Annotated in this window: 18 protein-coding genes; 13 read left to right on the forward strand and 5 right to left on the reverse strand. The window is 66.1% G+C overall.

The features are described 5' to 3' along the window. Positions 1-500: 500 nt before the first annotated feature. On the forward strand, positions 501-1,946 hold the full coding sequence (gene glpK / locus ACFPPA_RS13415) for a glycerol kinase GlpK (RefSeq protein WP_377321707.1): 1,446 nt from the start codon (positions 501-503) through the stop codon (positions 1,944-1,946). A 60-nt stretch (positions 1,947-2,006) separates the two neighbouring features. Here glpK and ACFPPA_RS13420 read toward each other — a convergent pair whose 3' ends face one another. Then, positions 2,007-2,942 (reverse strand): carbohydrate kinase family protein, encoded by a 936-nt coding sequence (locus ACFPPA_RS13420; RefSeq protein WP_377320730.1) that lies wholly within the window; start codon positions 2,940-2,942, stop codon positions 2,007-2,009. A 276-nt stretch (positions 2,943-3,218) separates the two neighbouring features. On the opposite strand from ACFPPA_RS13420, the gene ACFPPA_RS13425 reads away from it, so the two are divergent. The 12 genes from ACFPPA_RS13425 (at position 3,219) to ACFPPA_RS13480 (ending at position 16,593) form a co-directional block, all read left to right on the forward strand. Continuing rightward, complete coding sequence (locus ACFPPA_RS13425; RefSeq protein WP_056391419.1) at positions 3,219-4,265, forward strand: rod shape-determining protein; 1,047 nt, start codon at positions 3,219-3,221, stop codon at positions 4,263-4,265. Positions 4,266-4,287: 22 nt separating this feature from the next. Continuing rightward, complete coding sequence (gene mreC / locus ACFPPA_RS13430) at positions 4,288-5,265, forward strand: rod shape-determining protein MreC (protein WP_377320733.1); 978 nt, start codon at positions 4,288-4,290, stop codon at positions 5,263-5,265. Further along, entirely contained in the window at positions 5,262-5,747 is a 486-nt protein-coding gene (mreD, locus tag ACFPPA_RS13435; protein ID WP_377320735.1) for a rod shape-determining protein MreD, read from the forward strand. The genes mreC and mreD overlap by 4 nt, the downstream gene beginning before the upstream one ends. 1 nt (position 5,748) lies before the next feature. Further along, a complete protein-coding gene (gene mrdA, locus ACFPPA_RS13440) occupies positions 5,749-7,743 on the forward strand; it encodes a penicillin-binding protein 2 (RefSeq protein WP_377320737.1) in 1,995 nt (664 codons plus the stop codon). Continuing rightward, the gene (rodA, locus tag ACFPPA_RS13445) at positions 7,740-8,855 is read left to right on the forward strand and encodes a rod shape-determining protein RodA (protein WP_377320739.1); all 1,116 of its coding nucleotides are present in this window, start codon (positions 7,740-7,742) and stop codon (positions 8,853-8,855) included. The genes mrdA and rodA overlap by 4 nt, the downstream gene beginning before the upstream one ends. Positions 8,856-8,953: 98 nt before the next feature. After that, positions 8,954-9,964 carry a lytic murein transglycosylase B gene (mltB, locus tag ACFPPA_RS13450; RefSeq protein ID WP_377320741.1) on the forward strand — a complete coding sequence of 337 codons (1,011 nt, stop codon included), beginning with the start codon at positions 8,954-8,956 and terminating at the stop codon, positions 9,962-9,964. Then, positions 9,961-10,872 carry a septal ring lytic transglycosylase RlpA family protein gene (locus tag ACFPPA_RS13455; RefSeq protein ID WP_377320743.1) on the forward strand — a complete coding sequence of 304 codons (912 nt, stop codon included), beginning with the start codon at positions 9,961-9,963 and terminating at the stop codon, positions 10,870-10,872. The genes mltB and ACFPPA_RS13455 overlap by 4 nt, the downstream gene beginning before the upstream one ends. Before the next feature lie 76 nt (positions 10,873-10,948). Further along, complete coding sequence (locus ACFPPA_RS13460; protein WP_377320745.1) at positions 10,949-12,190, forward strand: D-alanyl-D-alanine carboxypeptidase family protein; 1,242 nt, start codon at positions 10,949-10,951, stop codon at positions 12,188-12,190. Continuing rightward, positions 12,190-12,480, forward strand: a complete 291-nt coding sequence (locus ACFPPA_RS13465; RefSeq protein ID WP_377320747.1) for a DUF493 family protein — start codon at positions 12,190-12,192, stop codon at positions 12,478-12,480. The genes ACFPPA_RS13460 and ACFPPA_RS13465 overlap by 1 nt, the downstream gene beginning before the upstream one ends. Positions 12,481-12,642: 162 nt before the next feature. Further along, positions 12,643-13,311: a lipoyl(octanoyl) transferase LipB gene (lipB, locus tag ACFPPA_RS13470; RefSeq protein ID WP_377320749.1), complete on the forward strand. Its 669-nt coding sequence runs from the start codon at positions 12,643-12,645 to the stop codon at positions 13,309-13,311. A gap of 10 nt (positions 13,312-13,321) precedes the next feature. Next, positions 13,322-14,332 carry a lipoyl synthase gene (gene lipA / locus ACFPPA_RS13475; protein WP_377320751.1) on the forward strand — a complete coding sequence of 337 codons (1,011 nt, stop codon included), beginning with the start codon at positions 13,322-13,324 and terminating at the stop codon, positions 14,330-14,332. Positions 14,333-14,340: 8 nt separating this feature from the next. After that, positions 14,341-16,593 (forward strand): carboxy terminal-processing peptidase, encoded by a 2,253-nt coding sequence (locus tag ACFPPA_RS13480; protein ID WP_377320753.1) that lies wholly within the window; start codon positions 14,341-14,343, stop codon positions 16,591-16,593. Between the two features lie 96 nt (positions 16,594-16,689). Here ACFPPA_RS13480 and ACFPPA_RS13485 read toward each other — a convergent pair whose 3' ends face one another. The 4 genes from ACFPPA_RS13485 to ACFPPA_RS13500 all read right to left on the reverse strand — a co-directional run bounded on the left by ACFPPA_RS13485 (position 16,690) and on the right by ACFPPA_RS13500 (position 25,017). After that, positions 16,690-18,027: an aspartyl/asparaginyl beta-hydroxylase domain-containing protein gene (locus ACFPPA_RS13485; protein WP_377320755.1), complete on the reverse strand. Its 1,338-nt coding sequence runs from the start codon at positions 18,025-18,027 to the stop codon at positions 16,690-16,692. Positions 18,028-18,150: 123 nt separating this feature from the next. Next, a complete protein-coding gene (locus ACFPPA_RS13490) occupies positions 18,151-20,010 on the reverse strand; it encodes a sulfotransferase (protein WP_377320757.1) in 1,860 nt (619 codons plus the stop codon). A 105-nt stretch (positions 20,011-20,115) separates the two neighbouring features. Further along, complete coding sequence (locus ACFPPA_RS13495; RefSeq protein ID WP_377320759.1) at positions 20,116-22,989, reverse strand: TonB-dependent receptor plug domain-containing protein; 2,874 nt, start codon at positions 22,987-22,989, stop codon at positions 20,116-20,118. 645 nt (positions 22,990-23,634) lie between these two features. Beyond that, on the reverse strand, positions 23,635-25,017 hold the full coding sequence (locus ACFPPA_RS13500) for a leucyl aminopeptidase family protein (RefSeq protein WP_377320761.1): 1,383 nt from the start codon (positions 25,015-25,017) through the stop codon (positions 23,635-23,637). Positions 25,018-25,045: the final 28 nt, after the last annotated feature.

Raw genomic sequence — 25,045 nt, forward strand, 5'->3', positions numbered from 1 at the left:
CCACCCGGGGAGGCCTTCGTCTTTATGGCGTTTGCCGTTGCTGCTGCGATCGACGATCGCAGGCTGCAACAGGTCACCGCCAGGGGCTTTATCCAAGAAGGCCTCCCCACCCGGGGAGGCCTTCGTCCTTACGGCGTTTGCCGTTGCTGCTGCGATCGACGATCGCAGGCTGCAACAGGTCACCGCCAGGGGCTTTATCCAAGAAAGCCTCCCCACCCGGGGAGGCCTTCGTCTTTACGGCGTTTGCCGTTGCTGCTGCGATCGACGATCGCAGGCTGCATCAGGTCACCGCGAGGGGCTTTATCCTGAACAACCCTCACCGGCAACGGTGGGGGTTTTTCCTTGGTGCCCTGGAGAGCGGACATCCGGACCCGCACCAGCTCGGGGTGCTGCGCTTGTTGCTAAGCTTCCCACTCGACACAGACGTTGAAGGGGGCCGGAGTCAGTTGGAGAAAAAATACATCCTGGCCATTGATCAGGGCACCACCAGTTCGCGCGCTATGCTGTTCGATCGCGGCGGGAGCGTTGCCGGATCGGCCCAACGTGAATTCCGCCAGGTCTTCCCCCAATCCGGGTGGGTCGAACACGATCCACTGGAGATTCTGGGCAGCGTGCAGGCAACCGTGGCCGAGGTGCTGGCATCGGCACAGATCGACGTGCGCGAACTGGCCGGTATCGGCATCACCAATCAGCGCGAGACCACCGTGGTATGGGATCGCCATAGCGGCCAGCCGGTACATAACGCGATCGTGTGGCAGTCACGACAGAGCATGGCTATCTGCGAGCGGCTGGAAGCGGATGGCTATGCCACGCTGGTACGCGAAAAGACCGGGTTGCTGATCGACGCGTATTTTTCAGGCAGCAAGATCCGCTGGATACTCGACCATGTCGACGGCGCGCGCGTGCGTGCCGACCGCGGCGATCTCCTGTTCGGCACGATCGACAGCTGGCTGATCTGGAACCTCAGTGGCCGCAAGCTGCACGTCACCGATGTCAGCAATGCCGCGCGGACGCTGTTGTTCGACATCCATGCGCGGCGCTGGGACGACGAGTTGTTGCGCATGCTGGACATTCCCCGCGGCATGCTGCCCGAGGTGCGTTCCTCCAGTGAGATCTATGGCCATACCGCAGCTTCGTCGATCTGTCCTGCCGGCGTGCCGATCAGCGGCGTGGCAGGCGATCAGCAGGCGGCATTGTTCGGGCAAGCCTGCTTTGAACCCGGGATGGCGAAGAATACCTATGGCACCGGCTGCTTCATGTTGATGCATACCGGGGGCCAGGCGGTGCCATCGAGGCACGGCTTGTTGACGACGATCGCCTGGGAGCTGGATGGCCGGGTCGAGTACGCATTGGAGGGCAGCATCTTCGTCACCGGTTCGGTGGTGCAGTGGCTGCGCGACGGATTGCACATGCTCGAGGCCGCCGGCGAGTCGCAGGCCTGCGCGGATAGCGTGCCATCCACCGAGGGTGTCTACCTGGTCCCGGCGTTCGTCGGACTGGGCGCACCCTATTGGCGCAGCGATGTGCGCGGCGCGATGTTCGGCCTGTCGCGAGGGACCCGCAAGGAGCATGTCGTGCGTGCGGCACTCGAGTCGATCGCTTACCAGTCGCGTGACGTACTGGCGGCGATGGAGGCGGATTCGGCTATTCCGCTGACGGAATTGCGCGCCGACGGAGGTGCGATCGCCAACGATTTCATGGCGCAGTTCCAGAGTGACATGCTGGGTGTGCCGGTGCTGCGTCCGCGCATCACCGAAACCACCGCGCTGGGCGCAGCCTATCTGGCCGGCCTGGCGGTGGGATTCTGGGAGAGTCGCGCACAGATCGCGGCGCTGTGGCAGGAGGATCGATGCTTCCGGCCGAACATGGACGAACGCACCCGCGAACAGCTCTATCAGGGCTGGCGGAACGCGGTGGACGCCACCATCGGCTTTCGCGTCAGCTGACTGGCCCGCGGCCGCGCGGCGGCCGGGCAGTCCCGGCAGGCCACGGAGTTGCCTTGGCGGTCAGTCCAGCGCGTAACCGAACTGGTCGAGGAATTCCGCAGCGAACTCGGCGTAACTGAAGCGCTGGTTCTGCGTGCCCGGATGCTCCACCTTGAGTGCGCCCATCAGCGAGGCGATGCGGCCCACCGTCGGCCATTCCATCTTGCGCATGATGCCGAACATCAGTCCGGCGCGATAAGCGTCGCCGCAACCGGTGGGATCCACCACCTGGCGCTCGCGTGCCGGTGGGATGTGATGCGTTTCGCTGCCGACGTGGATGATCGAGCCGCGCGGTCCCTGGGTCACGATGTACGCCGTGACCCGGCCGGCGATCTCGGCGGCACTCCAGCCGGTTCGGGTCTGCAGCAGCTGCGACTCGTAATCGTTGACGATCACGTAGGTCGACTTGGTGATCATCGAGCGGAATTCCTCTCCGCTGAACAACGGCATGGCCTGACCCGGATCGAAGATGAACGGTACGCCGCGCGCGGCGAATTCCTCCACGTGCTGCAGCATCGCCTCGCGCCCGTCGGGAGCGACAATCGCGAAGTCGATCTGCGGGATGTCGCGCACGTGGTTTTCCTGCGCACTGGACATCGCGCCGGGATGGAAGGCGGTGATCTGGTTGTTGTCCAGGTCGGTGGTGATGAAGCACTGCGGCGTGAACTGGTCATCGAATACGCGCACGCAATCGAGCCGGATCCCGCATTCCTCCATGTGCTGGCGATACGGCGCAAAATCCTGGCCCACGGCCGCCACCGGCAGGGGATCTCCGCCGAGCAGCTTGAGGTTGTAGGCGATATTGCCGGCGCAGCCGCCGAATTCGCGGCGCATCCGCGGCACCAGGAACGACACATTCAGAATATGCATCTGATCGGGCAGGATGTGGTTCTTGAACTGATCCTGGAACACCATGATGGTGTCGTAGGCCAGTGATCCGCAGATGACGGCAGACATGATGTACGGGAACTCCCGGGCAAGGTGGAAGGACCGCGAGCGCCGCGGTCGACCGTGAACCGAACCGGATGCTTCCGGCCAAAGGCTGCAATCGTACCGCCATCCGCCGGTGTTGGCGACTTCCGCCGGGAAGGTCCGGTTCACCTCCAAGTGCAGGAAATGCGCTTAGGGTCGTGTTGTGAAAGGATTTCTTAACGTTATTGTCCTTGCGCATGCCAGTCACGCTGACTAGACTGGTGAGCTTACTTTTTAGCCAAGCCGACCCACGGCGGACCCATGTTCAAGAAGTTCCGCGGCATCTTTTCCAACGACATTTCGATCGACCTCGGTACGGCCAATACGCTGATCTACGTGCGTGGTCAGGGCATCGTCCTGAATGAGCCATCGGTGGTGGCGATCAGACAGGACCGTGGCCCCGGCGGTCCGCGCACGATCGCGGCGGTGGGTGGCGACGCCAAGCGCATGCTGGGGCGCACGCCCGGCAACATCGCCACCGTGCGGCCCATGAAGGACGGCGTGATCGCCGACTTCACCATGACCGAGGCGATGCTGCAGCATTTCATCAAGCAGGTGCACAAGTCGCGCTTCCTGCGGCCGAGCCCGCGTGTGCTGGTGTGCGTGCCGTGCGGCTCGACCCAGGTCGAGCGCCGCGCGATCAAGGAGTCGGCCGAAGGCGCCGGCGCGCGCGACGTGTTCCTGATCGAGGAGCCGATGGCCGCGGCGATCGGTGCCGGCATCCCGGTGCACGAGGCGCGCGGCGCGATGGTGCTGGATATCGGTGGCGGTACTTCCGAGGTCGCGGTGATCTCGCTCAACGGCATCGTCTATTCGCAATCGGTACGTGTCGGTGGCGACCGTTTCGACGAGGCAATCATCAATTACGTGCGCCGCAACCATGGCACCCTCATCGGTGAATCCACCGCCGAGCGGATCAAGTTGCAGATCGGCTGCGCATTCCCGCAGAGCGAGGTCAAGGAGATCGAGATCTCCGGCCGCAATCTGGCCGAGGGCGTGCCGCGCATGTTCACGATCAACTCCAACGAAATCCTCGAGGCCCTGCACGAGCCGCTCGCCGGCATCGTGGCGGCGGTGAAGTCCGCGCTGGAGCAGACCCCGCCGGAGTTGTGCTCCGACGTGGCCGAGCGCGGCATCGTGCTGACCGGTGGCGGCGCGCTGCTGCGTGACCTGGATCGACTGATTTCCGAAGAGACCGGCTTGCACGTGCAGGTGGCGGATGACCCGCTGACCTGCGTGGCGCGCGGTGGTGGCAAGGCGCTGGAGCTGATCGATCAGCACGGCAGCGATTTCTTCGCGCCCGAATAACGCGCGTCGGTAGGGGGCGGCCATGGCGCGCACGCGCGACGAATCCTCGCCTCTTTTCGCCGGCAACGCGGCCGGCACGCTGCGGCTTATCGTCTATCTGGCGCTGGCCGTGGTGCTGATGGTGCTTGACCAGCGCAATGGCTGGCTGTGGCGCATACGGTATTCCGCGGCCGTCGTGGTGGAACCGGTGTATCGGCTCGCTGCGCTACCGGCGACTGGCATCCGCGCCGTGAGCGTGGCGTTCGCCGATCGCGAACGCCTGACCTCGCAAAACCAGCGCCTGCGCGAAGATCTGCTGCTGGCCAATGCCAAGTTGAACCGCATGGCGGCGGTCGCCGAACAGAACCAGCGGCTGAAGGAACTGCTCGATACCCAGCACAGCCTGGAACTCAACGTGCAACTTGCGCGGGTGATCGGCGTGGATCTGGGCGCCTTCCGTTATCAGCTCACCTTGAACATGGGGGCTCGCGATGGCGTCAAGCCCGGCCAGCCGGTGATCGATGCGCACGGCGTGATGGGCCAGGTCAAGGAGGTGCTGCCGAACACGTCGGTAGTCATGTTGATCACCGATCCGGAGCATGCGATTCCGGTGGTGATCGAGCGTACCGGTCTGCGCACGGTGGCTTATGGTTCGCGCGAAGGCGATCGGCTCAGCCTGCCCAGCATTCCCCTGGTCGCGGACGTGCGCGTGGGCGACAAGTTGCTGACCTCCGGTATTGGCGGCCGTTTCCCGCCCGGCTTTCCAGTCGGCGAAATCAGCGAGGTGGCGCCGGCGGCTACCGGGATGTTCCTGGTGGCCCACGCGCAACTGGCGGCGGATATCGAACGCAGTGCCGACGTGTTGCTGTTGCGCGACCAGCCCGAGCCGGATGGCCCCCCGCCGCTGGTGAAGCCGATGGGGCCACCCAGCGACCTGGCACCCGGCGCGGACCATGCCGCGACGGCTCCGCCCGCCACCAGGGCGGCCATGCGCCGGTCCGCCCGCGGAGTGTCGCGATGAGCAAGCAACGCTTGAGTCGGTGGTGGTTCGTCGGCACCCTGGTGTTCGCGCTGATGATGATGCTGGTGCCGTTGCCTGTCGTGCTGGAGCCCTTCAAGCCGTACTGGCCGGCCCTGATCCTGTTGTACTGGTCGCTGGAATCGGAAGACCGGGTGACCCTGGGACTGGCCTTCGCGGTGGGACTGTTTGCCGACCTGCTCAATGGCGTCGTGCTGGGTGAGCAGGCATTGCGGCTGTGCGCACTGGTCTTCATCGCACTGCGCTTCCGCTCGCGGCTGCGCTTCTTCCCGATGTGGCAGCAGGCGCTCGCGGTACTGGCACTGCTGCTGAACGACCGCATCCTGTTGCTGATCGTGCGCATGCTGGCGGGTGCCTCGTTGCCGCCGGCCAGCTGGTGGATATCGCCGTTCGTCGGGGCGCTGTTGTGGCCGTTCCTGTTCCTGCTGCTGGATGACCTGCGCGCTCGTCTGCGCATTCAGTGACATGAAGATCCGGCGATCGATCAAGGATGCCCGCGGCGAAAGCGACCTGTTCAGGCGTCGTGCGCTGATGGGTTTCGTGCTGATCCTGCTGAGCCTGACCACGCTGATCGGTCGCTACGTCTATCTGCAGGTGTCGCGGCATGGCGAATTCGTCACCCGTTCGACCAACAACCGGGTCAAGCCGCAGGCGATCCCGCCCGCGCGCGGGCTGATCTACGACCGCAATGGCGTGTTGTTGGCCGACAACGTCCCCGCATTCCGGCTCGAAGTGGTGCCCGAGCAGATCAAGGACATGCCCGCCTTGCTGGCAGCGCTGGGCAAGGTGATACCGCTGGGCCGCGATGACCTGGACGCGTTCAACAAGCAGCTCAGGCAGAGCCGGCGTTTCGAGAGCGTGCCGTTGAAGTTGCACCTGACCGAGGACGAGATCGATCGTTTCGCGGTGAATCGCTGGCGCTTTCCCGGCGTGGACGTGGTGCCTTACCTCACCCGCCACTATCCCTTGCGCGGCCTGTTCGCGCATGTGGTGGGCTACGTCGGGCGCATCGATGTGGACGATCTCAATCAGCTCGATCCGAAGCGCTACCAGGGCACCAGTCACATCGGTCGCAGCGGCATCGAGCGATCCTACGAAGACGTGCTGCATGGCACGCCGGGTTACGAACTGCTGGAGGTCAATGCCGACGGGCGCACCCAGCGCGTGCTGGAAACCCATCCGCCGACGCCGGGGCGCAATCTGTATCTGAGCCTGGATGTGCGCCTGCAGAAAGCCGCCGAAGCCGCGTTCGACGGCCGCCCGGGCGCGGCCGTGGTGATCGACCCACGCAACGGTCAGGTGCTGGCGATGGTCAGCGTGCCGACGTTCGATCCCAACCTGTTCGTCAACGGCATCAGTCAGGCCGACTACCACGGCCTCACCGACGATCCGGACAAGCCGCTGTACAACCGGGCGCTGCGCGGCGTGTATCCACCGGGATCGACGGTGAAGCCGTTCCTTGCACTGGGTGGGCTCGAGGAGGGCATCCGCACGCCCGAGGACACCGTGCTTTCCACCGGCCAGTTCTGCCTGCCCGGACAGAAGCGCTGCTATCGCGACGATACGCGCGGCGGCGACGGTACGGTGGACATGGTGCGGGCGATCCAGAAGTCGACCAACACCTATTTCTACAAGCTGGCCGTGGACATGGGCATCGATCGGCTGAGCCACTGGATGAGCCGCTTCAGTTTCGGCAGCAAGACCGGCATCGACCTGATCGGCGAATCCGAGGGCATCCTGCCCTCGCGTGAATGGAAGGCGGCGCACAGCAGGCAGCCCTGGTACCCCGGCGAAACGGTGATTACCGGCATCGGCCAGGGTTACTGGGGAGTCACCCCCCTGCAACTGGCGCATGCCGTGGCCACGCTGGCCGGCCACGGGGTGCCGTATCTGCCGCGGCTGGTCATGGCCAGCAAGGGTGTCGGCGAGGCGAAGCGCCGGTTGCTGCCCGATCCGCCGGGACCGTCGCTGATCCGCAAGCCGTCCGAGTGGGCCGTGATCAACGAGGGCATGCGGGCGGTGATCACCGATGGCACCGGCAAGGGGCTGAACGACGGGTTTCCCTACCCGATCGCCGGCAAGAGCGGCACCGCCGAACGATTCTCGCGGACCAGCGACGCCTACGACACCAACAAGAACAATGCGTATCTGGCCTCGCGGCATCGGGCCTGGTTCATGGGCTACGCGCCGGCGGACAACCCGCAGATTGCCGCGGCGGTGGTCCTCGAGGCGGGCGCCTGGGGCGGCAAGGATGCCGGTCCGATCATGCGCAAGATCTTCGATGCGTGGCTCGCCGAGCACGATGGCGTGATTCCGGGCAGTCAACGCCTGCCGACCAGCGCGACCGCGGCGGCGCCACCATCGCCAGCGCCGGTCGCGACCCGCCCGGACAACGGCGGCGGCCACGCCACGGAAGTCGAAGACCTGCCGGCACAGGCATCCAGCGGAGCATTGCCATGATCGCCACGATGTACGCGCGCTGGCGCCGGTTCCTTCGTCGCATCATGACCCGGCCGCGGATCGACCTGCCGTTGGCGGTCGGCCTGTTCCTGCTGGCCGTGATCGGTCTGATCACGCTCTACAGTGCCGGCGATGGCAGCCTTGCGCTGGTCGGCGGCCAGGCCGCCCGCTTCGTGCTGGGTGGTGCGCTGCTGCTGCTGGTGTCGCGTATTTCGCCGTCGGTGCTGCGCAGCTGGACGCCCTGGCTCTACGCCGGCAGTACCGCGTTGCTGGTGGTGGTGGCGGTCCTCGGTGAGGGCCGGGGTTCGATGCGCTGGCTGGACCTGGGCGTGATGCGCTTTCAGCCGTCCGAACTGCTCAAGCTGACCATGCCGATGATGGTGGCCTGGTACCTGCATCCGCGCCAGTTGCCGCCGGGCTGGAAGGACATCGCGATGGTCGGCGTGCTGATCGCGATTCCGGCCGGGCTGATCGCCGAGCAGCCGGATCTGGGCACTGCCGTGCTGGTCACGGCGGCGGGTGCGTTCGCGCTGTTCCTGTCCGGCATGGCGTGGTGGCGCATCGGTGCGTTGCTGGGCGCGATCGGCGGCATGATTCCGGTGGCCTGGCATTTCCTGCACCAGTACCAGCGCGATCGGGTGCTGACCCTGCTCAATCCGGAATCCGACCCGCTCGGCAACGGCTGGCACATCATCCAGTCGCAGATCGCGGTGGGCTCGGGCGGCATCTTCGGCAAGGGCTGGCTGCACAGCACGCAGTCGCGGCTGGACTTCCTGCCCGAGCACACCACCGACTTCATCTTCGCGGTGTTCTCCGAGGAATTCGGCCTGGTCGGGGTATGTGCGGTGGTCGCGCTGTACGCCTTCATCATCGGTCGCTGCCTGTGGATCGCGATGGAGGCGCGCGATACCTATTCGCGCCTGCTGGCCGGTGCGATCGGCATGAGTTTCTTCGTCTATGTCTTCGTCAACGGTGGCATGGTGGCCGGCATGCTGCCGGTGGTCGGCGTGCCGATGCCGCTGGTCAGTTACGGCGGCACCTCGGCGGTGTCGCTGCTGACCGGCTTTGGCGTGCTGATGTCGATCCATGCCAATCGCAAGAGGCACATCTGAACGCCGCCTTCGTCGTGCCCGCGGATGGCCCGAAGTTGCTACGGCGTGCGTGGTAGGCTTTTGGCGACCCCGGTTTTTCTGCCAGTGAAGGCCCCCGCATGATCGTGATTCCCGCGTTGCACCCCGTGCGTTTCCTCGCCGTCCTGAGCCTGCTCTGGATCGGCGTGACAACGTCGGCAGGGGCGACGACGCATCCCGGCCAGGCCGAACTGGTGAGCGAGGTGGCTCGCGATACCGGCAAGAATCCGCAGGCACTCAACGCGCTGCTGGACGGGGCGACGCGGCAGCAGAGCATCCTCGATGCGATCAGTCGCCCGGCCGAAGGCAAGTCGTGGAAGGACTACCGGCCGATCTTCCTGACCGACAAACGCATCGGCGACGGCATCGCGTTCTATCGCGAGCATCGTGCGCTGCTGGACCGGATCGGCAGGCAGTACGGCGTGGCGCCCCAATACATCGTGGCGATCATCGGGGTGGAAACCAACTACGGCCGCAACACCGGCAGCTACAAGGTGCTCGATGCGCTGGTGACGCTGGGCCTGTATTACCCGCCCCGGGCGACTTTCTTCCGTGAGCAGCTGAAGGAGTTGCTGGAGATGCCGGACAACCACCTGGGCGGGCCGATCGACCAGCTCACCGGCTCCTACGCCGGGGCGCAGGGATGGGGCCAGTTCATGCCCACCAGCATCCGCGATTTCGCGGTGGACGAGGATCACGATGGCCGCATCGACCTGCAGAACTCCCTGCCTGACATCTTTGCCAGCGTGGCGAACTATTTCGCCAGGCACGGCTGGGTCAGCGGTGGACCGGTGGCGGCGCGGGCGCAGCCGGATGTGTCGGCGAAGGCGATCACGGTGAAGGACGCCCAGCCCCAGTGGCCGCTGGAGCAGTTCGAGGCGTGGGGCTATGCGCCGCTGCGGCCGTTGCCGCCCGCCCAACCCACCAGCCTGCAGATGCTGGCTGGCGACCATGGGCCGGAATACTGGTTCACGTTCCAGAATTTCTACGTGATCACGCGTTACAACCGCAGCCCGCTGTATGCGATGGCGGTGGACCAGTTGGCCCACGCGATTGTCGCCGGCGTGGGTCCGTTGGATGCCGTTCAATGAGGGTTGCGGGCGCCGCCGCATGCCTGGCCGTGCTGTTGCTGGCCGGTTGCAGCGCCACGAAGCCCCGGCCGCCGCACGCCGGCGGCGTGGTCCGATCGTCCGCGCACGAGCCCGCCGCGGCCGACCGCGGCAGCCGGGTGGACCACTTCCACGATGACCTCAACCGTCCGCAGGACAGCCGTTATCGCGACAGCAGCGACAGCGTGCCGCCGCCGATCGATGTGAGCAAGCTGGTCGAGCCGGTGCCCAGGGTCGAGCCGCGTTCGCTGTATGGCAACAAGTCCCCGTACACCGTGCTCGGGCGCCGCTACCGCGTGCTGCCCAGTGCGCGCGGCTATGACGAGCGCGGCATCGCCTCGTTCTACGGCAACAAGTTTCATGGCTACAAGACCTCCAGCCTGGAGACCTACGACATGTATGCCTTCAGCGCCGCCAGCACCACACTGCCGCTGCCCAGCTACGCGCGCGTCACCAATCTGGAAAACGGCAGGAGCGTGATCGTGCGGGTCAACGATCGCGGCCCGTTTCACCAGAACCGGCTGATCGATCTGTCCTACGCCGCCGCGGTGAAAATCGGCATCTGGCCCAAGGGCACCGGGCTGGTCGAGGTGCGCGGTATCGACCCGGCGCGCCCCGGGCAGGAACTGGCGGCGCCGGTTGTGGTCCCACGACATCCGGGCATCTACCTGCAGGTCGGCGCGTTTGCCGACGAGGGCAATGCCGAGCGGCTGGCGCAACGGTTGCGCGGCGCCGGGCTGGGCACGGTGCAGGTCATCGATGCCGAGGTGAATGGACGCCATGTGCGGCGCGTGCGGATCGGACCGCTGGTCGATGTGGAACGTGCCGACCGGGTCAGCGCCCGGATCGAGGGCCTGGGCCTGCCACGACCTCAGGTCGCGGTAGACTGAGCAGGATTTGAGCACCCCTTTTCCATCATGCCGGCCGTTGCCGAACCGACATTCAGAGACTGGACTGAACCATACGATGAAATTTCTTCGCCGCAGCCTGATTCCTTTTGCCGCCGCCGTACTGCTGGTCGGCGTTGCCGTCGCCCAGACCCCGCCGCGCCCGTCGCCGGTGCCGCGCCCGACGGTGCCCGAGGCCCCGGTACCGCCGCCGCCGGACGTCGACGGCAAGAGCTGGGTGCTGATGGATTACGCCACCGGCCAGATCCTGGCCTCGAAGGATCCCGACCTGCGGGTCGAGCCGGCCTCGATCACCAAGATCATGACCGACTACGTGGTGTCAGCCGAGGTCGCCAACGGCAGGATCCACATGACCGATCCGGTCACCATCAGCGAGCACGCCTGGCGCGGCGGTGGCGCCGGTACCGACGGCTCGACCAGCTTCCTCAAGCTCAACAGCCAGGTGCCGCTGAAGGATCTGCTGTACGGCATGATCATCCAGTCCGGCAACGATGCGGCGATCGCGCTGGCCGAACATACCGCGGGCTCCGAGTCGTCCTTTGCCGCCCTGATGAATGCCTATGCCAAGCAGCTGGGCATGGTCAACTCGAATTTCGAGAACGCGTCCGGCTATCCGATCGCGAACCACTACACCACGGCGCACGACATCGCGATCCTGTCGCGCGCACTGATCCACGACTTCCCCACCGACTACGCGATCTCCGCGGTGAAGGAGTTCGAGTGGAACGGCATCAAGCAGCACAACCGCAATACGCTGCTGTGGCGTGACCCGAGCGTGGACGGCATCAAGACCGGTCACACCGCCGCCGCCGGCTACTGCCTGGCCGCTTCCGCCAAGCAGGGCGAGTCGCGCATGATCGCGATCGTGATGGGGGCCAGCACCGAGAAGGCCCGTGCCGATTCGGCGATGGCGCTGCTCAACTACGGATTCCGCTTCTACGAGACGCACAAGCTGTATGACGCCAGCAAGCCGCTGGCCACGCCGCGGTTGTGGAAGGGCGAGGCGAACCAGCTGCCGATCGGCGTCGCCGAGAACGTGCAGGTCACGGTCAAGCGCGGCCAGTACGATCAGCTCAAGGCGACCATGGATATTCCGTCCCTGCTGATCGCACCGTTCAAGAAGGGCCAGCAGATCGGCACCTTGCGCGTCACGCTGGCCGGTCAGCCGGTGCAGAACGTGCCGTTGATCGCGCTGACCGACGCCCCGCAGGGCGGCTTCTTCGCGCGTCTGTGGGACAGCATCCTGCTGTGGTTCCACCACGACAAGGGCAACACCGAACAGGCCGCAGGCAAGCAGTGATGCAACCGATCGACTTCACCAAGGCGAAGCAGGAAGGCAAGGGGTTCCAGTTCCCCGGCGAGTTCGAGATCACCGCCGTGGGCACGGCCAGCGCGAACCTGCCGACCCATGTGCCGCAGCTGCTGGAGCGTGCCGGCCTGCACGTGCTGCACGAGACCGTGAAGCACCGGCACTCCGGTGCCGGCAATTTCGTCTCGGTCACGGTGAGCTTTCGCTGCGAGAACCGCGAACAGTACGAGGCGGCACACGCGGCCCTGCGCTCCAGCCCGGACATCCGTTACACGATGTGAATGGCCGGCTGTGAATGGCGTTGCGCGCAGCAGGGCGGCAGGATCGGTTTCCCCGCGGCCCGGACGGGCGGACTTGAAACGGTTCCGCGTCGGCGCCATCAAGCACAGGCGGCGGGCTGCCGTCGGCAGCTTTCCCGCTCCCCGTTTCCCAGGTCACCCGTCATGTCGTTGCCGCTGAAAATCCGTCGCCTTGGTCGCCAGCCCTACGAGGTCACCTGGAAGGCGATGAGCGCGTTCACCGACAACCGCACCGCGGATACCGTCGATGAGCTGTGGCTGCTGGAGCACGACCCGGTGTTCACCCTCGGCCAGGCCGGCAAGATGGAACACGTACTGGCGCCGGGGGACATCCCGGTGGTGCCGGTCGACCGCGGCGGCCAGGTCACCTATCACGGGCCCGGCCAGATCGTCGGCTACCCGCTGATCGACCTGCGCCGGGTCGGGGTCGGCGTGCGCGAACTGGTCAGCCGGATCGAACAGTCGCTGATCGATACGCTGGCGCACTGGAACGTGGTCGCGGCGAGGCGCGAAGGCGCTCCCGGCGTGTACGCGGGCGACGCCAAGGTCGCCGCGCTGGGCCTGCGCGTGCGTCGCGGCTGCAGCTTCCACGGGCTGGCCTTCAACGTGGCGATGGATCTGGAGCCGTTCCAGCGCATCAACCCTTGCGGTTACAAGGGTTTGGCGGTCACGCAGCTGGTAGACTTGGGCGGTCCGTCGCGACTGGCGGACGTCGAAGAGGTGCTGATCGGCGAATTCTGCCGCCAGTTCGACTTCGATGCCGAGCCGGCCGCGCCCCTGATCCCCGAACTACCCGCTCGCGTAGCGGTCTGAGCTGTCTACCATGAGCGAAACTTCCCCCACTTCCCCCCGGATCATCCCGATCAACGTCGTCGCCGGCGCCCCCGCGCTGGAAAAGCAGCTGGGCAACGACAAGATCGCGCTGAACCGTGCCGGCTTCGACACCGCGCTGCCGACCCTGCGCAAGCCGTCGTGGATACGCGTTCGGCTGCCGCAGGGCAACGCGGTGCAGCAGCTGAAGGCGCGCCTGCGCGAAAACGCGCTGGTCACGGTCTGCGAGGAAGCGTCCTGCCCGAACATCCACGAGTGCTTCAGCAAGGGCACCGCGACCTTCATGATCCTCGGCGAGGTATGCACCCGGCGCTGCTCGTTCTGCGACGTGGCGCATGGTCGGCCACAGCCGCCCGACGAGCTGGAGCCGGCGCGGCTGGCGCAGACCATCGCCGACATGCGGCTGAAGTACGTGGTGATCACCTCGGTCGATCGCGACGACCTGCGCGACGGCGGGGCCGCCCATTTCGCCAGCTGCATTCGCGCGGTGCGCCACGCCAGCCCGAACATCCGGATCGAGATCCTCACCCCCGACTTCCGCGGCAAGGGCCGCATGGAGCGCGCGCTGGAGGTGCTCCGGGAGTTTCCGCCGGACGTGTTCAACCACAACCTGGAAACCGTGCCGCACCTGTACCGCGAAGTGCGTCCCGGCGCCGACTACCAGTGGTCGCTGGACCTGCTCAAGCGCTTCAAGGCGCAGCACCCGGACGTGCCGACCAAATCCGGCATCATGCTGGGCCTGGGCGAGACGTATGAACAGGTGATCGAAACGCTCGGCGATTTACGCGCCCATGACGTCGAGATGATCACCATAGGCCAGTACCTGCAGCCGACGCCACATCATCACCCGGTGGTGCGCTACTGGACCCCCGAGGAATTCGAGGCGCTGCGCGAAGCCGGTGAGGCGATGGGCTTCCATCACGTCGCCTCCGGTCCGCTGGTGCGTTCGTCCTATCACGCCGACCTGCAGGCCCACGCAGCCGGTGTCACCGAGTCAGCCTGAGAGCATCCATGAAATTTCGTCCCGCGCTGGTCCTGCTGCTTGCCCTGACCGTCCCCTGCGTTTTCGCGCAGTCGGCGGCCGATCTCGGTGCCGGAGCCACCGGCCGCAAGGCGGCCACCTGGCCGCTTGCACCGACGGCCGAGGAGGCGCTGGCCGCGCAGCTGTCCGCGCGTTTCCTGACCCGTTTCCATTACGACGCCCAGCCGCTCGACGACGCGATGTCGGCGCGCATCTACACGGCGTATCTGAAGCTGCTCGATGGCGAGAAGGTGTTTTTCACCGACGCCGATCTGGCCAAGTTCGCCCCGCTGAAGACCCAGCTGGACGATGCGATCTGGAACCAGAACCTGTCCGCACCGTTCTCCATCTTCAACGTGTATGTGCAGCGCGCGGTCGAACGCATGACCTATGCGCGCGAGCTGCTCAAGAAGGGATTCGATTTTTCCCTCGACGAAAACTACACGTTCGACCGCGAGCACGCCGACTGGCCGAAGGACCAGGCCGCGCTGGACAACCTGTGGCGCGAGCGCACCAAGAACGACTGGCTGCGGCTGAAGCTGGCCGGCAAGGATGACGCCGAGATCCGCAAGACGCTGGACAAGCGTTACGCCCTGTACATCGAGCGGATCAAGCAGCTCGACAGCGAGGATGCATTCCAGAGCTTCATGACCGCCTATGCCGAAACCACCGACCCGCACACCGATTACCTCGGTCCACGCGTGGCGGAGAACTTCGACATCGCGATGAAACTGTCGCTGGAAGGCATTGGTGCGCAGCTGCAGTCGCGCGACGACAACACCATGATCGTCAAGCTCATCCCGGGCGGCCCGGCGATGAAGTCGCACAAGTTCAAGCCGGGCGACCGCATTCTCGCGGTGGGCCAGGGCGCCAGCGGCCCGCTGGTGGATGTGGTGGGCTGGCGCATCGACGATGTGACCGCGCTGATCCGCGGAAAGAAGGGCACCGTCGTGCGCCTGGAGGTCCTGCCGGCGGATGTCGGGCTGGACGGCAAGCATGAGCTGGTCACCCTGGTGCGCGACAAGATCAATCTCGAAGACGCCGCCGCCAGCAAGAAGGTCATCGAGATCAAGGACGGCGACGTCACCCGCAAGATCGGCGTGATCGACCTGCCTTCGTTCTATTCCGACTTCGGTGCACGCAGCGAAGGCGACAAGGACTACCGCAGCACCACCCGCGACGTCGCCAAGCTGATCGGCGAGCTCAAGCAGGAAGGCGTGCAGGGCATCGTGGTGGATCTGCGCAACAACGGCGGCGGCTCGCTGGCCGAGGCCAATGCGATGACCGGCCTGTTCATCGACAAGGGCCCGGTGGTGCAGGTGCGCGACGCCCGCGGCGAAGTGCAGCAGCAGGGCGACGACGATGCGGGCATGGCCTGGAGTGGTCCGCTGGCGGTGCTGGTCAATCGCGGCTCGGCCTCGGCCTCGGAGATCTTCACGGCCGCGATCCAGGACTACCATCGCGGCCTGGTGGTCGGCGAGCCGACCTTCGGCAAGGGCACCGTGCAGAACCTGGTCGATCTGGACCGTTTCGTCCAGGGCGACAGCGAGAAACCCCAGCTCGGCGAGCTGAAGATGACGATCCAGGAGTTCTTCCGCATCGACGGCGGCTCCACCCAGCTCAAGGGCGTGACGCCGGACATCGAGTTCCCGAAGAACGGCGACGAAAAGGATTTCGGCGAATCCACCTACCCGAACGCGCTGAAGTGGACCCAGATTCCGCCGGCCGATTACAAGCCGGTGGCGAACCTGGCGGCCTACCTGCCGCAGCTGGAGCATCTGCACGACGCGCGCGTGGCGAAGTCGCCGTCGTGGAAGTTGATGCTCGACGAGCTGGCGCAGTACCGGATCATGCGCGACAAGACCTCGATCTCGCTCAACCTCGCCGCACGCGAAGCCGAGCGCAAGCAGCAGGACAAGCTCCAGTCCGAATTCCGCGCCCGGCACAAGGCGATCGACGGCACCGATGCCTTGCTGGCCGACGAGGACAGCGTGCTCGACGATGGCCTCAACGCGAACGAGCGCAGCCTGAAGAGCGAGCTCAAGCAGGAAGCCGATGCGAAGAAGGCCAAGGACGTGCAGCTCAACGAGACCGCGCACATCCTGTTCGACGCGGTCGGCCTGATCAAGGCCGACTCGGCCCTGGCCGAACAGGTGCTGCCCTATGGCGGCAAGTACAGCAACAGTTACCTTGCGGCGATCACGTTGGCCAAGCCGCCGGTCGTTCCCGCAGCCGGGCACTGACGACAGCATGCCGACCGAAAAAGGGCAGCGCCGCGGCGCTGCCCTTTTTCATGCGCTCGCCTCGCCTCGCCAATCCCGCCGGCCGGCCGGTACGCATCAACCGCCCGCGACAGGCACTTTGCAGGACTGGTTGAAGTCGCCGATCGCCTCGACCAGGTCCGTCACGGCCGCGCGCTCCGCTTCGCTGAGGTCGGGATGCCAGCTGTCCAGGATCAGCACGACCCGCACCTCCTCGCTGCGGTTCCACGCCTCGTGCTCCCAGGTGTCGTCGAAGGTCACGCAGCGCCCCTCTTGCCAGATGTGCTCCTCCCCACCGACACGGATGGCGCAATCGGGCGGGACGATCAGCGGTAGATGGGTCACCAGCCGCGTGTTGGTCACGCCGGTGTGGGGCAGGATGTGCGTGCCGGGACTCAGCACCGAGAACAGCGCCTCCGGCGCATGGTCGCGGATGCGCACCAGCGGCAGCGCATCGAGCAGGGCCGACGTTTGCGGACAGCGCGCGTAATGTTCTTCGTGGCGTTGGCCGTGGCGATGGAAGAAATACGCATCCCAGGCCGGCTCCCGATCGCTGGACGAATCCAGCATGCCCCGGGTTCCCTGCGGCGATGGCGGGCCAAGGAACGCCTCGAACGATTGTCCCTGCGACATCACGGCCCGCAGTTCGTCGCGTACCGTATCGGTCGCCGCCTCCAGCGTCTGCAGCCAGGGAAAGTGCTCGCGCGGATAGTAAGGCTGGCTCGCGATATCGGGAAAATACAGGAACTTCGGCTTCTGCCGCGGATCGGGGATGTTCGCCGGCTCTTCGAGCAGATAGATCGCCAGACTGCGTTCCACCCGAACCAGTTCGCTGCTGCCGTAACGCGCGCGCAGCGGATCCAGCGCACTGCGGAACAACCGCGCTCGACCCTGGTTGACGTAGTTCGCCGCGTGCTTCACGGCATCGCGCAGACCCGGCGCCGTGGTGGCGTCGTCCTGCCAGCGGCCGTGCGCCCGCGCACTCGCGATGGCCATGAAATAGGCTTTCAGCGCCTCGTGCGACTGGCCCAGCTGCTCCAGCGCGATGCCCAGCTGCAGGCGTGCCACGAACATCCGCGGCGCCAGTGACAACCCGGCCCGGAAGCTGGCGGCGGCCGCGCCGAAATCCCCCGCCGCCATTTGCGTGGCGGCCAGCTGAACCCGGACGGCCGGATCGTCTTGCGTTGCTTCGAGCGCGAGCTGCAAGTGCTGGATGGCCGCCGCATGCTCCCCTCGCGCGGACTGGCGCTCGGCCACGAACCGCAGCGCCTCGACATCCTGCGGCTGCTGCTCGAGCAGGCTCAGGAAAGACTTCTCCGCGGCGTCCAGTTCACCCCGCTGCGCTTGCTGTCGCGCGGTGCTGCGACTGGCTTCCGGGGGGCCGGCTTTGCGGATGTCGTCGTGCGGTTCGCTCATCGGCGGTCGTTCGTTTCGCATGGAAAAGGTCGGCTCCCTGGTGGAAGGCCGTTGACACTCCACGTTCCCATCATACGCAGTACGCCCCGGGGCGATCTGGCGCTCGCCGATCGCCGGCGGGGGTCAGTCGGCATAGCCGAACCGTTGCATCACCGGGCGCAGCGTCGGCAGCACCGGCTCGAACATCTCGCGGTAGGCGTGCCAGCGATCCACCGCCTTGCTGCTGATGCCCTGGGTGACCTGGGCGTAGCTCGGCGTGCTGATGAAGCGCTTGCCGCGCGCATGCTCCGAAAAGCGCGCCATCGGCGACGCATCCTCCAGTTCGAGGAACTCGCCGAGGCGGGCAATGCTGGCGTCGAAACGGCCGACCACCGATTCGTAACGCCATTCCAGCAGTTTCGGAGCGAACACCTCGACCTGCTTCTGCCATTGTTCGAAGGCCTGCACGTAGCCGTCGGCCAGGCGCTGCAGCGACGAGCACAGCACCATGAAGGCGGGCGAGCGGAACGGCTGCATGTAGCAGCTGAGCAGCACGTCGCAGGGATGACGCAGGCACAGGATGATGCGCGCCTGCGGAAACAGCCGCATGATCATCGGCAGGCACAGCATGTTGAGCGGATTCTTGTCCACCAGCTGGTGCTTGCCCAGCTCGGGCACGACCCGTTCGACCCGGCGGAAATAGACGTCGCGCAGTTGATCGGCCTCCCTCGCGGTGAGGTCGGCCAGGCCGCCCGGGTACGGCTGGCCGGCCAGCTCCATGCCCTCGATCAGCTCGTGGATGAAGGCGCGCTCGTCCATCGAGCGGAAATCGGGATGCGCGTCGAGCATCTGCTCCAGCAGGGTGGTGCCGGAGCGCGGAAAGCCGACCACGAAAACCGGCGTGCGCCTGGCCGGCGGCGGCAGCGGCTGCCAGCCCTGGTAGGCCACGCGGTCGACCACCTGATCGGCCATCTGCAAGGGCTGGCTGTACGGCTGCATCAGCTCCGGCACCACGCTTCGTGCAATCTCCAGCTGCGCCGCATGAGCGATCTGCAGCGCCTGCCAGGCTTCGTCGCGCTGGCCCAGCCGGTCGCAGGCCGCGGCCAGGCCAAAAGCGGCGGCGGCGCGGTGCTGGTCGTCCAGGACCAGCGTGAGCACCTGGCGGTACAGCGTGGCGGCGGCGGCGTGATCCCCGTCGCGCATGGCCAGCGCAGCATGGACGCTGCAGGCTTCGGCACGGGCCTCGTGGGCATCCGCCGGCAGTCGCTCGATGCTGTCCAGCGGTAGCTGCCGCAGCTCGTTGCGCGCGCTGTCGAGCTGGTTGCTGCGTTCGTAAAGCGCGACCCGCTGCGCGGCGATCCGCAGCCGCATGATCCCGGCGGCGGGTCCGGCGGGCAGCTGCGCCTGGCCGAGTGCATGCAGCGCGGCCTCGAGTTCTCCCTGGGCGCAAAGCATCGAGGCCAGGATCAGCGCCTGTTCGCCCGGCTGGGCCGGCCAGTCGGCGGCGCCGACCAGCATCGCCTGCTCGCTTTCGTTGTCGCCGCAGACATGGCAGGCGTGCGCAGCCTGCAGCCGGGCCTCGACGAAACGTGGCGACAGGCGCACGGCATCCATCAGCGACTCCCGCGCCAGCAGCCAGCGTTGCTGGTGGACATACAGCAGCCCCAGGTTGTAGTGCACTTCGGCATCATCCGGCGCCAGCGAGCGGGCCGTCATCAACGCCTGCTCGGACGCGGTCATGTCGCCGCATTGTCGGCAGGCAAGCGCGAGGTTGTTCCAGTAGGCGGAAACCTCCGGACGCAGCCGGGTCAGCTCGCCGAACGTGGCCGCTGCCGCGGCGTATCGACCGGTGGTCTGCTGCGCGATGCCCAGCCACAGCAGGCCGGTCTCGCTCAGCGCGCCGGTCTGCGCCGCCTGGGTGCCGAGGGTGATGACGTGCTCCATGTCGCCGGCAAGGTAGGCGGCGGTGATGGTGTCATCCAGGCGGTTCGGAGTGGCTGGCATGCATGCGCGATCGAGTGTGTGCTGGCCGCCATTATGCAAGAGGGGCCGCGAAAGTATCTCGCGGCCCCTCGGGTTGCTCTGGAACGTTCCTGCGTGGTCAGCGGATCAGAAGCTGACCGTGGCCCGTGCCCAGTAGTAGCGGCCGAGCGCGTCGTAGGTGGCGGTGTCCACGTTGTAGTTTCCGCCGTTCTGGTAGACCAGCGGCGGCGCCTTGTTGCTGAGGTTGTCCACGCCCACGTCGAACTTGGTGTGGATCGACGGCACCGCATAGCCGATCTGCAGCGACTGATACAGCACCGAAGCCATCGGCGCGTCGTTTCCGTTGCCGACATCGGCGCGCAGGTTGGTCACATGGTTGATGTAGCGCCCCTGCCACTGGGCACTCCAGTTGTCCTTCAGCCAGTTGAGCGTGAGCGTGCTGCGCCAGCGCGTGATGTTGCCGAACTGCAAGGTGTAGGTGCCGGCGTAATCGATCGCTCGCGCGCCGGGCAGGCCGGGAGTGGCATTGTTCTTGTAGCTGGACAGGTAGGTGGCGGCGAGGCCGGCCTTGAATCGGCCCGGGTCGATGCTGCCGAGGTTGAAATGCGGCAGGTTGTAGTTCAGCGTGAAGTCGACGCCGCTGGTGCTCAGGGTGCCCAGGTTCACCACCGGTGTGTTGATGACCAGCACCTGACCCGGCTGCTGGGTGGTGTTGTCAAAGCGGCTGATCAGCGGGCAGAGCGGGCTGTTGTTGTTGTTGAAGCAGGCCTGGACCACGGTGTCCGCCGCGATCGGTGTCAGCAGGTCCTGCAGATAGATGTGCCATACGTCGATGCTGGTCGAGGCGCCCTCCAGCCAGCTGGGGTTGTAGACCAGGCCGAAGTCGATCGACTTGCCCCGTTCCGGCTTGAGCGTGGCGCCGACCGTATGGGCGCCGGCGTAATACGTATTGACCTGGGCGGGCGAGTTGCCGGCCCAGTTGACGGGCACGTACTGGCAGGCAGCGGTATGTTGGGCGAGCTCGGCCGCCGAGAGATGCGTGCAGGGGTCGTTGAGGGTCGGCTGGACCAGGGTGACGCCGTCGTAGAGTTCATCCAGGTTCGGCGCACGGAAGACTTCGGACACCGTGCCGCGCACCAGCAGGTCTTCGATCGGTCGCCATTCGACGGCGATCTTCTTGTTGGTGGAGGTGCCGGTGGTGCTGTAGTCGGAAGTGCGGATGCCCAGGTCGACATTCAACGAATACGCCCACGGTTGCTGCGACAGCAGCGGAATCAGCGATTCGGCGTAGACCTCCTTGACGTTGTCACTGCCGCGGCCGGGCGAGCCGCAAGCTTCCTGCAGTACCGCGCAATTGCCGGTGGCGAGGTTGAGGATGGCGTCGCTGGTCACCGTGTAGTTCATGGTCCGCTTGCGGTACAGACCGCCGACGGCCAGCTGCATGGTGCCTGCCGGCAGATCCCACAGTTCGCCGTTGGCGTTGACCGCCACCTGCTTCATGGAATTGGTATAGACATACACCGGGGTATCCACGCCGGCCTTCAATGCGGCCGTCTGGTTGGCCTGGTCGAAGATGTTCACGCCGCTGTTGATTGCCGCCTGGAAGTCGGCAATGTTGACCTCGTTGTAGTCGCGCTGCAGGCGATTGGCATGGCCGTAGTCGATCGACGCATCCCAGGCCCAGCTGCTCTGGCCGAACGTGCCGCGCAAGCCGGTGTTGACCTGCACGTTTTTGGTGCTGTAGGTATGCAGGCGGGTGCCGAGGCCGGTCAGGCGGGTGTTGAAGCCATAGCCACTCATCGGATCGTTCGGGTTGGCCGGGTCCGTGCCGAACGTGACGCCGAACGGATTGATCGGGTTGTCTTTCGAAACGTACCAACCGTCGTTGTGGACACCAGCCGCGGTCGGCGCGGGTGCATCCTGGCCGCTCGACTGGGTGTGATTGAAGAAGCCGTCGAAGAAGAACGTCAGGTTGCTCGTCAGGTTGTAGCTGCCGAGCACGAACGCGTCGGTTCGCTGCTGCGCGGTCTGGATGTAGTTGTAGGCGTTGTAGTTGTATGCGTCCGGGCTGCCGAGGTCGCAGCGGTAGTCGCTCACGCTCGAGCCGTTGCCGGATGCCAGCGTGATGTACTGGGTCGGGCAGGTGCCGGCCTGATTGGCGGCGATCGACGCGGGCGTCTGGATCTTGCCGGTCGGGATGGTGCTGGAACCGGCGGGCTGGGCCACGCCGCTCGACAGATAGAGCTGGTGCGCGGAGTACTTGCGCTTCGTCGCGAGCACGGCATCGTACTTGTTGTAGTCGACGCCGCCGACGATGTTGAAATTGTCGCCGGTGGTGCCGGCGGTCAGGCTGAAACCGCGCCGTTGGCCGTCGCCATGGCTGGAGATGCCGCCGTTGACGCTGGCTTCGGCGCCCTTGTAGTCCTTGCGCAGGATGAAGTTGGCCACGCCGCCGATGGCGTCGGAGCCGTATACCGTCGAGGCGCCTTCCGCCAGCACGTCGACCCGCTCGATCATGTTCTGCGGGATCATGTTCACATCGGCATTGGCCATGCGCTGGCCGTCGATCAACACCAGGGTGCGGTTGACGCCGAGGCCTCGCAGCGAAATGCGTGCCGCACCGTCACCACCTTCCAGCAAGGGGCTGGCGACGCCGCCGCCGTTGCTGTTGTTCTGGGTGTTGGTCGCGTTGCCGGAAATGGCGGGCATCTGCTGCAGCACGTTGCCCAGGGTCGGATTGCCGGCGTTGGAAATCGCGGCGCGATCGATCGTCACCACCGGGCTGGCCGTCTCTGCATCGACGCGGCGGATCAGCGAGCCGGTGACGACGACGGCCTTGAGGGTCTTGGCCTCGCTGGCTGCGGGTTTGGTCTCCGTCTGAGCCGTGCTGGAGGTATCGCTGCTGGCCTGCTGTGCCTGGACCAGGCCGGCCGAGGTGATGAAGCCAATGCCCAATGCCAGCCGAACAGCCAATGACAGATGATTCTGGTTGTATTTCATGTGTTGTCCCCGATGGTGGATTTCATGCGTTATCCCCTGTGGAAGAGTCTTGCCTGGCAAGTCCGCCGTAATGTGGGATGCGTCTTGCAGGCGGGAGATATCGGCTTTGAACTGCTCTCAAATGTGATCCGGGTGCTGCGGACTCGAGCGGTTTGCCGTGCGCCCCGCCGTTTGCCCGTGCCCCGTGTAGGTGTTTGTGGCGCCTATAACGATCGATGTTGCCGGGTGAGGTATCGAGAGTGATCTTCAGGTGATGTCATGAACCAGGTGTTCGTTGTTCCCGCAGCTGTCGATGGCGTGCAGAGGCCAGCGGCCAGCATGTGCGCAAAATCGTTTGTCTCCCCCGTCAGCGTTTCGGACCGACCTTCCTCCACGGTCGGATCGCCCGCTCCGAGTCGTCCCTCCCTCGAATACGGTGCTGGCCGGACCCCTGGCCGGCGCCGACAACGCAGAAACCGTACGCAAGAGCGAGGGCTACGGCATGCCAGCACCAGCAAAGAGCGGGCCTAGCATCACACGGTGACGGGCTCAAAGACAACAATTCCGTAACACTTTTATGTTAAGCCGCAAGAGCCTTCGACATCGCCCAAAAAAAACAGCGCCGAAGCGCTGCTTTTTTCGCCATCCGCCGGCCCGCCGGGCCGGTCAGGGCTGGAAGCGCTGCCGCAGGAACGCGAATATCGCGCGCAGGCCCATCGCTTCGCCGCCGCGCGGTCGGCCGGGGCGGTCGCTGTCGTTCCACGCATAGGTGTCCAGGTGCAGCCACGGCATGCCGTCCGGCACGAAGCGCTCCAGGTACAGCGCGGCGGTGATCGCCCCCGCGTGCCGCGACGGCCCGCTGTTGGTGAAGTCGGCCACGGCGGAGTCGAGCATGCGGCGATACGGCCGCCACAGCGGCAGCGGCCACAGCGGATCGCCGACTGCGTTGGCGGCGGCCAGCACCCCGGCGGTCAGGGCCTCGTCATTGCCGAACAGCGCCGGCAGGTCCGGGCCCAGCGCCACGCGGGCGGCCCCGGTGAGGGTCGCGAAGTCGACGATCAGGGACGGTTTCTGCTCGGCGGCGTAGGCCAGCGCATCGCATAGCACCAGGCGGCCCTCGGCGTCGGTGTTGTCGATCTCCACGGTGTGGCCGGCGCGGGTGGTGACCACGTCGCCCGGGCGCAGCGCGTTGCCGGCCACCGCGTTCTCCACCGCCGGAATCAGCAGGGTCAGCCGTACCCGCAGCTTCGCCTGCATGATCAGGCCGGCCAGCGCGATCGCATGGGCGGCGCCGCCCATGTCCTTCTTCATGTTGCGCATGCCGTCGCCGCCCTTGAGGTTCAGGCCGCCGGTGTCGAAACACACGCCCTTGCCGATCACCACCAGCCGCGGATCGCTGTTCCTGCCCCAGCTCAGCTCGATCAGGCGCGGTGCGCGATGGCTGGCGCGACCGACCGCATGGATGGTCGGAAAGTTGGCCTTGAGCAGCTCGTCGCCGACCCACTCGCGCAGTTTCGCCTTGTACGGCTTGCCGGTCTGCTTGACCGCCGCGGCCAGCTGTGCCGGCCCCATGTCCTCGGTCGGGGTGTTGACCAGGTCGCGCACCTGGGCGGTCGCCTGCACCAGCGGGGTCAGCTGGCGCAGGTCCGCGGCGGACACGGCGAGCCGCGCCGGCGCACGCCTGGGCTGGCGGTAGCGATTGAACTGATACGCGCCCAGCGCCCAGCCGAGTGCCGCCTGCAGCGGGTCGTCGAGCACGCCTTCGGCGGCCAGATGGTAGTGATGCGCCTCGGGCAGGCTGCCGGGCAGCGCGGCCAGCGCCGCCAGCGGATCATGTGCATCGACGCCGACCAGCACGCGCACCAGCTTGCCGGCCGGATCGTTCAGCAGGGCGACGCTGCCCGCTGTCGGGGCGAAGCCGCTGTCGGCCAGCGCGCGCCGCTGCGGCGCACTGAGCCGCCGCCGGGTCGCCGCGTAGTGCGCGGCGTCGGTGGTCTCGATGGCGATACTTTGGCGGTCGCCGGGCTGGCGTTCGATCAGGGTGGACATGCGCAATCCTTCTGGCTGGCGGTGCCGC

The sequence above is a fragment of the Rhodanobacter ginsengisoli genome, assembly GCF_042657065.1.
GTDB classification, from domain to species: Bacteria; Pseudomonadota; Gammaproteobacteria; order Xanthomonadales; family Rhodanobacteraceae; genus Rhodanobacter; species Rhodanobacter ginsengisoli.